Source organism: Aurantivibrio plasticivorans (assembly GCF_055392955.1).
Genome location: NZ_AP036020.1, coordinates 3163762 through 3177120, shown reverse-complemented (window position 1 = coordinate 3177120; position 13359 = coordinate 3163762). Strand labels below are relative to the sequence as shown.

Annotated in this window: 13 protein-coding genes and 1 pseudogene; 4 read left to right on the top strand and 10 right to left on the bottom strand. The window is 47.4% G+C overall.

Annotated elements, in window-relative coordinates:
- Positions 1-13: 13 nt before the first annotated feature.
- The 5 genes from ACZ5NB_RS14180 to ACZ5NB_RS14160 all read right to left on the bottom strand — a co-directional run bounded on the left by ACZ5NB_RS14180 (position 14) and on the right by ACZ5NB_RS14160 (position 6046).
- A complete protein-coding gene (locus tag ACZ5NB_RS14180; RefSeq protein ID WP_460234597.1) occupies positions 14-1360 on the bottom strand; it encodes an MATE family efflux transporter in 1347 nt (448 codons plus the stop codon).
- Positions 1361-1492: 132 nt separating this feature from the next.
- The gene (locus ACZ5NB_RS14175) at positions 1493-3022 is read right to left on the bottom strand and encodes a TonB-dependent receptor domain-containing protein (RefSeq protein WP_460234709.1); all 1530 of its coding nucleotides are present in this window, start codon (positions 3020-3022) and stop codon (positions 1493-1495) included.
- Between the two features lie 93 nt (positions 3023-3115).
- Positions 3116-4444, bottom strand: coding sequence for a TonB-dependent receptor plug domain-containing protein (locus tag ACZ5NB_RS14170; RefSeq protein ID WP_460234596.1), 1329 nt, complete (start codon positions 4442-4444; stop codon positions 3116-3118).
- Positions 4445-4889: 445 nt separating this feature from the next.
- The gene (locus tag ACZ5NB_RS14165; protein ID WP_460234595.1) at positions 4890-5609 is read right to left on the bottom strand and encodes a glutamine amidotransferase-related protein; all 720 of its coding nucleotides are present in this window, start codon (positions 5607-5609) and stop codon (positions 4890-4892) included.
- A gap of 137 nt (positions 5610-5746) precedes the next feature.
- The gene (locus ACZ5NB_RS14160) at positions 5747-6046 is read right to left on the bottom strand and encodes a hypothetical protein (protein WP_460234594.1); all 300 of its coding nucleotides are present in this window, start codon (positions 6044-6046) and stop codon (positions 5747-5749) included.
- Between the two features lie 262 nt (positions 6047-6308).
- Here ACZ5NB_RS14160 and ACZ5NB_RS14155 point away from each other — a divergent pair, with 262 nt between their 5' ends.
- Positions 6309-7298 carry an LLM class flavin-dependent oxidoreductase gene (locus ACZ5NB_RS14155; RefSeq protein WP_460234708.1) on the top strand — a complete coding sequence of 330 codons (990 nt, stop codon included), beginning with the start codon at positions 6309-6311 and terminating at the stop codon, positions 7296-7298.
- A gap of 123 nt (positions 7299-7421) precedes the next feature.
- Here ACZ5NB_RS14155 and ACZ5NB_RS14150 read toward each other — a convergent pair whose 3' ends face one another.
- Together ACZ5NB_RS14150 and ACZ5NB_RS14145 are read right to left on the bottom strand one after the other, a co-directional pair.
- On the bottom strand, positions 7422-7676 hold the full coding sequence (locus ACZ5NB_RS14150) for a YdcH family protein (protein ID WP_460234593.1): 255 nt from the start codon (positions 7674-7676) through the stop codon (positions 7422-7424).
- Between the two features lie 143 nt (positions 7677-7819).
- Positions 7820-8602 (bottom strand): SDR family NAD(P)-dependent oxidoreductase, encoded by a 783-nt coding sequence (locus ACZ5NB_RS14145; protein WP_460234592.1) that lies wholly within the window; start codon positions 8600-8602, stop codon positions 7820-7822.
- Positions 8603-8687: 85 nt separating this feature from the next.
- On the opposite strand from ACZ5NB_RS14145, the pseudogene ACZ5NB_RS14140 reads away from it, so the two are divergent.
- Positions 8688-9095 (top strand): annotated as a pseudogene (locus ACZ5NB_RS14140) (zinc metallopeptidase); the annotation flags it as partial.
- 62 nt (positions 9096-9157) lie between these two features.
- Complete coding sequence (locus tag ACZ5NB_RS14135; RefSeq protein ID WP_460234707.1) at positions 9158-9244, top strand: hypothetical protein; 87 nt, start codon at positions 9158-9160, stop codon at positions 9242-9244.
- Positions 9245-9258: 14 nt separating this feature from the next.
- Here ACZ5NB_RS14135 and ACZ5NB_RS14130 read toward each other — a convergent pair whose 3' ends face one another.
- On the bottom strand, positions 9259-10044 hold the full coding sequence (locus tag ACZ5NB_RS14130; protein WP_460234591.1) for an SDR family NAD(P)-dependent oxidoreductase: 786 nt from the start codon (positions 10042-10044) through the stop codon (positions 9259-9261).
- Positions 10045-10123: 79 nt separating this feature from the next.
- Complete coding sequence (locus ACZ5NB_RS14125; RefSeq protein ID WP_460234590.1) at positions 10124-10486, bottom strand: response regulator; 363 nt, start codon at positions 10484-10486, stop codon at positions 10124-10126.
- Between the two features lie 235 nt (positions 10487-10721).
- Here ACZ5NB_RS14125 and ACZ5NB_RS14120 point away from each other — a divergent pair, with 235 nt between their 5' ends.
- Positions 10722-12185: a RimK family protein gene (locus ACZ5NB_RS14120; protein ID WP_460234589.1), complete on the top strand. Its 1464-nt coding sequence runs from the start codon at positions 10722-10724 to the stop codon at positions 12183-12185.
- On the opposite strand, the gene ACZ5NB_RS14115 is transcribed toward ACZ5NB_RS14120, so the two are convergent.
- The gene (locus ACZ5NB_RS14115; protein ID WP_460234588.1) at positions 12182-13327 is read right to left on the bottom strand and encodes a peptidase C39 family protein; all 1146 of its coding nucleotides are present in this window, start codon (positions 13325-13327) and stop codon (positions 12182-12184) included. The two genes, ACZ5NB_RS14120 and ACZ5NB_RS14115, sit on opposite strands and share 4 nt — an antisense overlap.
- Positions 13328-13359: the final 32 nt, after the last annotated feature.

The following is a 13359-nucleotide window of genomic DNA, read 5'->3' as shown; positions in this document are numbered from 1 at the left end:
TGCTTTATTATGATTATTCAAAGTGCCGCGCGTATTTTTCAGGTCCTCGCAGGGCTATCCAGCCCATTAAAATAACGGCGACTAAGGCTAGTCCCAGGCTTAGGCTCCACCACAGGCCGGAGAGGCCAAATTCTTTCTCAATCGATAACCAGTAGCCGACCGGTAACCCGATGACCCAAAACGCAAATAAGTTAGCCAAGGTAGATGGTAATGGTTTACCCATGCCACGTAAAACACCGGAGCATACCACTTGAATACCGTCAAACACTTGAAAAGCAGCAGCGATGGGTAAGATGTACGCAGCCGCTTGAATAAGTGATGCATCGACGGAAAAAAAACGAGGCAGTTGTTCTTTAAACACTAAAAATATAACAGCGGAAATTATCATCATCGCGCCACCGGCGACAATGGCAACCCAAGCCGCGTGATTTGCTTGTCGATAGTGGTGCGCACCAATAAGGTTACCTACTCGCGTCGCGGCACCTTGCGAAATTCCCAGCGGTATCATAAACGATACGGATGCGATGTTGAGGGCGACCGTATGGGCGGCAAGTGATAGTTCTCCTAGCCTACCTGCGATAAAGGTGCCGCATGAGAATGCTAGAATTTCTAACCCAATTTGGGTGGCGACAGGTAAACCCACTTGAATAATTTTGACAAATTCTTTGAGCCGATAGACTTCACGTTGAATCGGCAACCAGACGCCTTCAATTAATTTAAAGCGCAAGCACCAGGCAAGCAATGCTATAAACATAAAAGCACGCGTGACGGCACTCGCGATAGCCGCGCCTTCCAACCCTAGCTCTGGGAAGCCAAAATGTCCGAAGATAAGACCATAGTTTCCAATAAAATTAACCACATTCGCAATCACCGCAATCCACAACATCGGCTGCACAATTTCGCGACCCTGCAAGTACTGACGGAAAGCAATAAACAAAAAGAATGCTGGCACGGACCATAACTGAAGGGTCAAATAGGTCGAGGCCAATGTGACTAACGTCGCGTCTTGTCGAAACCACAATAAAATGTGCTGCGTACTGAGTAGCAGGCAAATCACCGGCACACTAATAACAATGGCGAGCACGATGCCGCGTTGTAATGCACGACTGGCATGATCTTGTCGCCCTGCACCATGGGCTTGGCTTACCAATGGATCAATTCCCTGTATAAGCCCCATGCCAGACCACAACAAAGCATACAGCCAGGCATTGGCAATGGATGACGCCGCCAATGCTTGCACGGAAAGCCGCCCCACCATGATCGTGTCAACAATACCCAACAGCATAATGCTCAGTTGCGCACCGGCAGCGGGAATGGCAAGTTTTAATAGTGGGGGGAGTTGTTGCTTAAGAATTGACACAGTCGCGGAATCGTTAAATTTTGGATGCGCTAGTGTAAGGTCCGCTGTCTAGTTTGGCTACGTTGAATTTAAAGCATAAAAAAAGGGCTGCAAAGCAGCCCTAAATATTCCTGGATCCAGCGGGGAAAATAATTATTCAAAGGTGTAGGTTGCTTGGACAAAATAGGTTCGTCCAATTGGGTCCTGTGTACGTGTTTCGAGGCCACCAACCACTGGAAGTGCTTGTGGTTCTTTATCGAATAGGTTGTTTGCGCCTAATGATAGATTCAGACTCCCGTTAAATGCTTCCTCGAATTCGTAACCATAGCGGAAATCTACAACAGTATAGGCGTCGATCTTCTCTGGGCCTGCAGGTGGAGTATTAAAGCCATTGATATCGCCTGTATACCCTAGACCACCGCCCCAGGATGGGCCGGTAGATGCATCAAACTCCATTTCGCTGGCATGGTTAATCGTGAAACCAATATTGTGGTTGTTGATCAGCCAGCCTAAGTTGAGTTGGTGGTTAAACTCTGAGATAGGGGGCGCGATATCCGTTTGACCATTTTGCTTACCGGCTGCATCAGCAGTATCGCCAAATGGGTCGAGATAGTCGTATTTACTGTACCAAGTTGTTGACCAGTTCGCGCTGAGGAATCCAGCGGCACCCATATCTAGGTTGTACTTAATTCGGAAGTCGACAACGTCTACTTCTACGTTAGCCACATTCCCAGGTTTACGTGTCACTTGGTTTACAGATAGATCAGCGTTACGAATGATATCGGGATTGCCTTCTCCGTTATCAACCCAAGGGCGGAAAAGGTTTTCTGCTGCGGTGAGGTCATTTTCGACCAAGTCGTTCCATTCGTCGATTGTTAAACCTCTCGATGTCAAGAAATTGCCCAGGTCTACACGAAGTACATCTTGTTGGCTGAGACGAATTATACGATCTTGATAATCAATCACTTGATAATCAAGACTTAGTTCTAGGTCGTCCGTCGCCTTCCAAGTAGCACCGATATTGTAAATAGTAGATTCTTCTGGATCGAGAAGTGGGTTACCATCAGAGCAAGACAGGGTACCCGCTAACCTTCCATCCAAAGCTGGATCGTTTCCTGAAAAAACTTCGCCACATGACGGGTTATCTACAGCAGTAACCTCAGATAGGGTTGGGGCTAGGAAGCCTTGGCCTGCTGATGCTCGCAAAGAAAGTGAGTCAATAGGTGTGTATCTTATCGAAACCTTTGGTACCGCAGCAGAAACGTCTAAGTCTTTGAAGTCTTCGTAACGTGCGGCGACCGTTAACTCTAAATTATCCAGTAGCGGAACTAAAGTCTCGAAGAATACAGAGTTGACCTGTGACTCAGAGATTGATTTTCCGCGTACACCATTAATCTGAGCTGAATTGTAATCTAAATTTGCTGGCCCTCCGCTCGCAGAAGCCGTTGGGAATTCAGTACTCGCAGTTCTTTGGAACGCACTACCCTGTATTTTGTAATGCTCTTTACGACTTTGAGCGCCCGCGGCTAATTGAACAGCACCAGCGGGCAGTTCAAATAAATCACCACTTACAAAACCTTCTAAGCTGGAGTAGTCAGTACGAGTCGACTGATAGCTAGACTTTTGATAAAGCCAATCAACCAACCCTTGATCATTATGAGTACATCCAGCTGCTGTGCCAATCTCGCATGGATTGTACGAGGCGGACAGGGGGCTTGCGCTGAAGAATGGATTAAACCATTGGTTGCCATTCTCGCCTCCCCTACCTTCTAAAGCTTATTGGAGCCGGTCGAGGTTCAGAACATGGCCGTCGATATTCGTACTAGTGGTCGCCGCGGTATAGTATGTTTCACCTGACCACCCTGAGGACCCAATGTTAAATTCAGTACCCAGTGCAATTGAGCTGGTTATGTAGTTAAATTCGCTATCGTCAGAGCCGCGGTCATCTAAATGTGACGGCTGCGTCGCTCCATTATTTGAAAATGGTCTCCAGTAAAAAGGACTTGCACTTCCAGGAAAGCCAGCAAAAGTTAGGTTGTTTGCATCATGAGAGGCAGGGATGTTGAGCAACGTATTGGAACCGATTTCCCCGGTTGATGGAGACGCAATTAAAATTGAATTGCGGTCATTGTGGTTAATTAACATCTTGAGCGCGATATCGTCAGTTAGTTGATAAGTTGTAGATACATACGCAGTTAAGTTGTCGTAAGGGCGTTTGTAGTCTTGATACGCACCGTACTCAAAGGTACAAAAGTAAGCTGGAACAGATGCACTTATCGGTAAAGCTGGAATACCACTGGGGTATGCCCCTGCTTGGCCATCGTCAGTTAAGCCATCATTCGCGCTGCCACATTCTGGGTCGATTACCGGCACCCCACCGAATACGTTAAGGTTAAAAGAACCTGGGTTGCCCAGCGGGCTAGAGTCATTATCTGCGCGTAAATACTTCGGACGATCCGACCGATAGACCGCATCTTCGCGCTCTGAATATTCTAGAGCGGCAACAATATCTAATTTATCTGTCGATGTGCCCCAGAGACCTGAAATTTTGGTTTCGTCTGAAGTCCACTGTGCATCTTTATTATAGTAGCCCGTAACTTTGACGCCTTCATAAGACTGAATTGGTACTAGGTTAACGACGCCTGCAACTGCGTCTGTCCCATAGAGCGCCGCTCCACCATCAAGAATTACATCAACTTGGCTTAGGGCGATATCAGGAACAATAGCTGATACTGCACCGGAGTTGAGTACTCGACGTCCATCAAATAGTGTTAGAGTACTGGAGGTACCTAGCCCCCGGAGGTTAAACCTTGCAGAGTTACCGTCCTGTTGCCCATCGGCAGTACCTAAAACGTTTGCTACAGTGTCGACGTTGGCAGTGTATGTTAAATCGCGAAGGTAGGGCCCCATGTCCGAGTACCCAGATTGCTGAATTTCAATCGCGTTGATTGTTTCAACAGGTGAGGCCATATCGAACTTTTCGCGTTTCAAGTAAGAGCCGGTGACAACAATCTCCTCAACCGCTTCATCATCCTGCGCCACAGCACTTAGCGGAATGGCTAAGGAACAGCAGAGCATGCTTAAGTAGAGTTTATTACGTCTCATAGAACTTCTTCCCCTTTCTATTTTTATTAATGTCTAGCTTAAAACGTGTGTTGATTTTGGTGGTACTTCTGAAAAATTGTTTATTTTTATTTTTTTAGGCCGAGCGAGGCCGCGTGTCTCAATGAGACGCGTTTACAAAAGCCTTAAGTGGCTTTTGTGGTTTAAAACTTTTTACTTAACGTTTTTGTGATGCGTGGTAAGTGGAGATTTGATCCGTTATCGAGTTGAAAATATTGTTATTGTTTTTTTGTCTAGCCGCGCTGGTTTTTCTGTGCCGTTTATTATCTTAATTTTTTATCGCTTACATATCGCGAGGTATTTTGCGGGCTACTTCACAGACTTAAGTCCGATACTAAACCGGCCGGGCGTAATGTCAAGCAGGGCGTTAATGAAATTGTTTGGTTGTGTGTAAAGAAATGTCCAACAATATAGTTTGTAAGTCAAACTAAAAAATTGGTTGTTCTGAATAGTAGAAAAATTCTAATAGCCACTCGATAGGCTTTGTATTTTGTTTATATTTATCAATAGCTTGGAGCGACTCTTTTAGGTGTTCTGGTTCGAAAATGGCGCGTCGTTTTTCTAGTAGAAATCGTAGGTATCCCTTAGAAAATTCTGGGTGCCCTTGAAGTGTAAAGATAAAATCGGAAATAAAATAACCGCCATTATTACAAAATGTATTGGTGGCGAATTGTTCGGCTTGCGGCGGTAAATCAATAACTTGGTCTTGATGTGTGACTAAAATTGAAAAACTTTCAGTCGGTTTGCTCAGCCAAATTGGGGCGTGTGCAATGGAGAATGTTGCAACACCAATTCCCCAGCCCTTTGGGCTTTTTTCGACTTTCCCGCTGAGCGCGTGAGCAATAATTTGATGCCCAAAACAAATGCCGACGAGCTTTCGTTTTTCGTGATGGCATGCCTGAATGAATTCTTGTAAAGCGGTAATCCAGTCGAGCTCCTCGTAAGCACTGTGGCGACTGCCAGTAATAAGATAAGCATCACAGTCGCTGGTAGACTTGGGCAGCTGCCCTTTATCCACCGCGTAGCGATTAAACCGTAGTCGTGAGTCGGCGGCTTTTAATGTATTTTCGAACATATCGGCGTAGCTGCCGAATTGTTGGCTGATAGGCGAAGGGAGTGATTCAGCTTCGAGAATGCCAATCAACATGGTCTGGCTCGAGGGTCCGGTTAATGTAATCGTCAGGCTAGCGTATGCTTTATTGGTGGTTATGAGAAGGGTAGAGGAGAGTATTTAAATCTATAGCGGCATTGGAAGGGTTCACAATACCGCTATAGTGTTAGCAACTAGGATGCGCGAGTGCCCGTAAGATCAGAAGATCCGAACATGCCTAGGCTGACTTTTCCAGAAATTGTGTCGCCATCAACAGTGGCATCAAATTTTAAGGTGACAGGCATAGGTTTGGTTAGCGCAATTGACCACTTAGCATTATTACCGTCGACTGATGCGTCGGCGATGTCTTCCGCTCCCATGGCTGTTTCCATGCGGCCAGTAAGTGCGCCACCTTCAGTGGATAGCGTTAATGTGCCTTTTTGTTCTCCCATTGGGGTATTCATTGATACTTCCCAGGTTCCGTCGACTGACATGTGCGTATCTCCCGCAAATAGCTTTATGTTGATCTCATTATAGTGTGCTGTAGAGGATAAATTATCCAATGCCAGCGACTATACCAAGCTAATGCGACAATACAACTGTGACCAGTCAGCTATTTGTGACCACCAAGGACCAGTATCTAGATTTTGGTCACGGGTTCTGGTTGCGGTTTTTTGTTTGGCTATAAATTCATGCCTTGTTTTCGTGTGATAACTTCCTTAGGGTGCTCTGCCGGGAGGATCTAGCGTGTTTAAAATGTCTGTACTTGATCAATCGCCTGTGAGAACGGGTGGTGAGGCGCCCCAGGCGCTGGAAGAAACAATAACCCTTGCGAAGCTTTGTGATGAGTGGGGATATCACCGATTTTGGGTGTCGGAGCATCATGCGTCCAATGCGCTGGCAGGGTGCTCACCAGAAGTGTTACTCGCTCGCTTGGGGGCAGAAACTAAGAGAATACGGTTGGGGTCTGGTGGTGTGATGCTGCCACATTATAGTCCTTATAAAGTAGCGGAAAACTTTAAGCTTTTGGAGGCGTTATATCCCGGTCGAATTGACCTAGGCGTCGGTCGTGCGCCGGGTACGGATCCTTTTACTGCAGCGGCCCTGCGCTATGGCGCGGCGCGCGGTCCCGAGCACTTCCCTAGTATGGTGTCTGACTTAAGCGCATTGTTGAGGGACGAAAGCCCAACTACGCGTGGGATGGAGCAGGCTCGAGCCTTCCCAAAAGTTGAACATGTCCCTGAGTTGTGGATGCTGAGCTCTAGTGAAGACAGTGCCTACCTTGCTGCTGAGCAGGGGCTTCCCTACAGCTTTGCGTACTTTATTAACCCTAATATTTCTCCCGATATTTTCGACATCTATCGCAAGCGTTTTAAGTCGTCGGCAACGTTATCTTCGCCCTATACGAGCTTGGGGATTTTCGTTATCTGTGCTGATACGGAAGAAGAGGCATTGCGGTTGTCTCGCAGCCGAGACTTGTGGTTTGTTCGGCTACTGCGCGGTGACCCGGGACCTTTCCCCAGTGTAGAAGAAGCGGAGGCCTATCCTTATTCCCAAGGTGAGCTAGAAATGTTGGCGCACAATCGTAGTAAGCGAGCCGTGGGGACCCCGGAGCAGGTTAAGGCGAAGCTGATGGCGCTGCAGGAACAGTTTGGTATCGATGAGTTCGTGGTGGTTAGCATCACGTTTGATTTTGAGGCGCGATTAAAATCCTACGAATTGCTTGCGGATGCCTTTTCACTTTAGCTTATTGCAGAGCAATCGCTACGGCAGGCTTTACTGCCACAGCGATGCCAACGCGATTTTATAAGGTGATATGATAAAAAGGCGGTTTTGGCGAGATGGTTGTCGCCGCTATGATTGTTACCGCTATGCCTGCGCCGCTTCGTAGTTCTTGATAATATCGTACAGCTGGTCTTTAAGTTTTAATCGCTGCAGTTTTTTAGATTCTAAATATTCATCGCTGGTATTTTCGGCACCCGTCTCGATTCGATGAACTTCGTGTTCGGTATCGTGATATTCCGCAAAAAGGCGTGCGAAGTGGGCGTTGTTCATTTTGAGTTCATGAATTGCTTTTTCGCTTTCGGGGAATTCGTGGTGAAGGTCGTGTTTTTCTATCATCATAAAGCGTCCCAAGATCTATCAACTGATTGAATGGCCATATCATAGGTGAAGCGAAGAGCTTCACCTATGATATGAATCAAGAGTTGCTGGGAAACTATGGATGGCTGAATCGTTGTGTGAACGGCTTGTTACCCGCAGCGTGGCTACTTGCGCAGTGGTGCCGTGTGGAGATGAGTGCCGCCATCAATGATGATGCTTTCACCTGTGGTCCAATCCATCCCGCTAATGACGCCGATGGCCGTTTCCGCGATACGTTCTGGCGTAGCCGTATCATTCAGTGGTGCGATGCGTCGAACGCCCGCCAAAGTTTTATCGTAAGTCTCTTGACCCAGGCCTTCCGCCAACCACTCACCTTGCACAAAGCCAGGGCAAATTGCATTAATGCGAATTTGCGGTCCTAGCACGCGGGCAAGAGACATCGTCATCGTTAACATGGCCCCTTTGGATGCAGCGTACGCGATGGAACTGCCAACGCCAGTCACGGCCGCTATGGAAGCCATGTTGATGATGTGAGCGACGGGCTCATTGCGCATGATGGGGGCGGCTGACTGCACCATTTGAAAAGCGCCGACGGTATTCACTTCGTAAAGGTTTAAAAAATCGTCCTTGTCTAGTCCGTCCAGGTTGCTGTGTTCGCAAAATTTTGTGGTTCCTGCGTTGTTGATTAGGATGTTTAGTTTGCCACATGCCGCAACAGTATCGTCAACAAGTGATTGGCAGTCTTCTTTATTGGCGACGTTGGCTTTTTTTATCAAGGTTTTTACGCCGTATGCTTGGCACTGTTCCGCAACTTTTTCGGCACCGCTAGAATTGCGGCTATAGGTTATTGCGACGTTGCAGCCTTGTTCTGCCAGAGCAATTGCAATGGCAGCACCAATACCAGACGATGAGCCGGTGACGATAGCGGAGGAATCTTTTAATTGCATGAAATGTCCTAATTGTTAAGTGTCAAGAACGATGGCGGCAACGATACCATAGTTTCTTGAATGAATTGAAAGAGGTTTACAAACGTTGATACTGGCATTGCTAGCAGGCATTGTTTTTCTAGCGATCTACACACCGTATTTATCGGTGCGTTATGTTATGCGCAAGCATGCGTCAACGATTGATGACATGCCCGGCAATGGCGGAGAGCTGGCGGAGCATCTTATTCAAAGGTTTGGGCTTGTCGATGTAGTTGTTAAAGATGGGGGAGAAGCTAGCGATCATTTTGACCCCGCGGCTAGCGCGGTGCGTCGTAGTTCTGACCATTATCACGGTAAATCACTGACGGCAGGTGCTATTGCGGCACATGAAGTGGGGCATGCGATTCAGTTTCAGCGTCGCGAGCGCTTGATTGTGTTTCGCGAAAAGGTGTGTCCCATACTGCATAAGTTTGAAAAAGGTAGTGCGATTTTTTTGATGTTGATACCCGCCTTGGGCGCTGCGGTACGCATTCCTTCAATTTTTATTATTAGCATCACCAACCAGCGGTTCGCAAAATACTGCGCGCGGCAGCACTCACTTATGTCGCTACCGCGCTAGCTGATATCCTGGCTTTTTGGCGATGGATACGTTTTTTGCGTTAGAATTTGATCGGCGGTTAGAACATGAAAAAGCCGCCATCGATTAAGAATGTTTCGGCGGTATGATAAGCACTCGCGTCGCTGGCAAGGTAGACTGCGATGCCGCCAAAGTCTTCAGGTTTGCCCCATCGGCGCATGGGTATGCGTGGCATCACGGCGTCGACAAACTTTTCGTTTTGATAAGTTGCGTCGGTCATTCCTGTGTGAATGTGTCCGGGTAGAATACTATGAGCCGTAATGCCGTGCCGCGCATACTCAATGGCCAGTGCCTGCATCATTGAAATCACAGCACCTTTTGTTGCCGCGTAATGTTCGGCACGAGCCATGCCCATTATGGCGGCTAGCGATGAGGTGGCAATAAGTCTTCCGCCGGGGTCACCTTGCTGAGAGCGTTCAACCATATGCTTTGCAGCGGCACGTAACGTGTAAAAAAGTCCATCAAGGTTGACGCTAGTCACTCGGTGCCATTGTTCAGAAGTGCGCTCGTGAAAAGGGCTGCGGCCACCACCACCAACTCCTGCGTTAGCGAAGCAGGTATCGACTCTACCCATTACCGATAGCGTTTCGGCGAAGCTTGTCTCGACGGCTGATTCGTCCGCTACATCACAGACGATTGCATGAACCTTAGTGCCGTGTTGTTTGAGTTGTTCGACAGCGGCCTGATTCTTTTCGTCATTGCGTCCCCAAATGCAAATGTCCGCACCTGCTTGTGCCAGAGCATCTGCCGAACCTAAACCGATACCGCCGTTGCCTCCCGTTACTAGAGCGACTTTTCCTGATAAATTAAACGGACTATACGCCATAACTCCCCCAGCCTTTTGAATGTTAAAGGCTCTGGAGTGTAGCGACTGGCTGGTAGGAGTGCTACAGGAAAAACAAACGTTAACTTAGTAGCTTGTTGACGGCTGGCATAAGTTTTTGCGAGCTAATGGGCTTGACGATCCAACCACTGGCGCCAGCTTGTCGACCTTCCTGCTTGCGGTCGGTGGCGTTTTCCGTGCTGACTATAAGAATGGGAACCCCTTTATAAGTGGATAGGCTACGGAGTTTCGCGGTCAGCTCAATGCCGGTCATAAACGGCATATAAAGGTCGCTTATCACGAGGTCAAAACGACGCTTAGTCGCTTCTTGATAGGCCTTTTGGCCATCTTCAACATAAACAACATCATGGTCAGTCGCGGAGAGTATGCTCTTGAACATATTCCGCATTACCAGTTGATCGTCAGCGACTAAAATGCTCGACATGGTGCTTTTATCCTAGCCTTTGTTTGAGGGGGTATATAAAAGCGTAGCACAGGACGGGCGCTTGCACGGCTGTTACTGACGAGTCGAACCCTTGTGATAATTTGTGTATAGCCGGCCGGGTTATTATGAAAAAATAAATGATTCGCAGTTAAAAAATCGTTTGTGTGGCCAGGTGTTTGGTGATTATATCGCGCATCTTTTTTCGGCCGGTCCAGGCCGTCTTTACGGAGCGCGGATGTCGCAATTATACCTTGTAGTTGAAGATGTAACTCAGTGGGGTGACGGGTTTCCCGATGGCTCCGTTATTAGCTTTGATACCTATCTCAACGAATACCCCAAGAAAGGTGAAAAGAAAACGCGGGTGATCAACCTTTGCAATACTGACCGCTATTTGAGCAAGGGATACTATTGTTCATTACTGGCGGAGGCACGAGGCCATAAAGTATTGCCATCGGTCAACACGCTTACGGATCTGGCTAGTCAGCAAATCTATCTTCTGCAAATTCATGAGTTACTTCATTCGCTCGATAAAAACTTATGCAATGGTTTGGATGATACGTTTAGTTTTGAAGTCAGTTTCGGAAAAACTGATCGCACTGACTTAAAGCAATTATCGCGAAAATTATTTGAGCGTTTCCCATGCCCGCTCTTGAAGGTCACGCTGCAGCGCGGCGACGGGTGGCAGATTAAAGACCTTAAGGTCGGGCAGGTATCCGAACTGTCTGTCGACGGGCTCAGCTTGTTTCAGAAAACGTTAATCGACTTTACGCAAAGTGCATGGCGTAACCCAAAGCATCGAAAGGCTAGTCGTTGGGATATGGCGATACTCGTCAATAAAGAAGAACAGTTGCCGCCGAGTGACCTCAAGGCCTTGAAGAAAATGGAAAAGGCCGCGAGCAAGTTAGGTATCCACGCAGAAATCATTGGGCCGAACGACTATGCAAAGCTCGGTGAATTCGACGCCTTGTTTATACGTGAGACGACGGCGATTGATCATCACACATATCGTTTCTCTCGCAAAGCGCAATTGGAAGGTCTGGTAGTCATCGACGACCCTACTTCTATATTGCGTTGCTGTAACAAAGTATTTCTCCAAGATGCATTTACTTATAGCCATGTGCCTACGCCGAAGACAAAGATAGTGTCTCAAAGTGGTGAATCGACGATCGATGAGTTAGAAGAGATGTTTGAGTATCCGATTGTGCTGAAAATACCCAACGGATCGTTTTCTATCGGCGTTAGCAAGGTAGAAAATCGAGCTTCGTTAACCAGTGCATTGCAATCCATGTTATTGCAGTCTGACTTGGTGATTGCGCAAGAATTTTTGTACACAGATTACGATTGGCGCATCGGCGTGCTAAATAACCACCCTTTATATGCGTGTCGATACTACATGGCAGATGGCCATTGGCAAATCTATGATCATGGTGATGGCGGTGTAGAAAGTGGCGCGTCTGAAACCTTGCCGACTTATGAAGTTCCCAAGGTGGTTTTGGATGCTGCACTAAAAGCGGCACGGATAATAGGTGACGGGTTGTACGGAATAGACATTAAGCAAAAAGGCAATAAGGCCTACGTAATTGAAGTGAACGACAACCCAAGCTTGGAGTCAGGTGTCGAGGACCTGTTTTTAGGTGATGAGTTGTATATGCAGATAATGAGTGAGTTTGCACGACGGCTTGAATTGCGTGGCCGTTAGTTAACGCCGTGACTTTTGGTGCTGCGTTGTTTTCCGATGATGACCGCAGCGCGTAACCGGCTAGAACCAAACAGGCTCATTTTTTCGAAATCGGTATGAGCAATGGGCAGATATTGGCAGTCAAACGCACTTTGTTCACCGTCGGTTGGGTCAGGGTCGTGGACGTAAAAACATGAATCGTCCATGGCAGTTATTGCTACCCAATGCGGAGCTTTTCGCCCGTCCATTCGGAAGGTGCTAATCAGCATTAAGGCGATTGAGCCTGCGTTCAAACACTCTTCTATATCTACCTGAGAGACATCACGGTAATGGATGGCGATGTTCGACTGGTTAGCTTGCTCGACAAAGTGTTTGTGGACGACCGCGAGAATGTCTTTCTTATCTTGGTTGCGAACACTGTCAATAAACGGGGTGTCGGTGGTGTTAAGAAATACCTGGGTATCAAAGCCGCGTCGATATGCGGATAGAGCAAGCCCAATAGGATGGCAGCCGCCATGTCCGGAGGTCATAAAAATGGTGGTCGCTTCACGCCAAATATCGAGTTCATTTATTTGCGTAAGATCGAATTGTTTGTCTTGTGCAGCCATAGCCATCATTGCGGCAGAAGGCCCGCAGGTGAACTCAGTGGTTTGTTGGTACCAAGGGACTGCATGAGATTTTAAATTTTCTGGTACGTAACGAATACGTTTTTGCATGCGCAACGCATCACGATGGTCCTCGTAGTAATCGCGGTGAATGCCAAATAGTCGATAACCTAAAGATTCGTATAGTTTGATAGCGGCTGTATTGTCGTTTGCGACTTCTAAACGCATGTAGAACCGGTCTTGGTTAGCAGCCTCGTTTTCAAGATGTTCTATGAGGCGACGGGCAATGCCTTTTCCTTGGGCGGTTGGCGCAACGGCAATGGAATAAAGTCTTGCTAAGCGAGTCCCACGGTGCAAAAGAACCAGGGCGTAACCGAGCAGATGTTGGCAATTTTCGGCCACCATAAGGATACCGTTACTTGCTTGGATCCAATGCTTTAAACGCCTTTTTGACAGGCGGTCGGAGGCAAAGCTTGTGATTTCTAATTGATGGATAGCCGTTAGATCCTCGATTGAGGCGAGACGAAAATGGGGAGATGAGTTGTTGGTTGTAGGCATAAATGTCGCTCAGTAAAACTGTGAAAAATCAT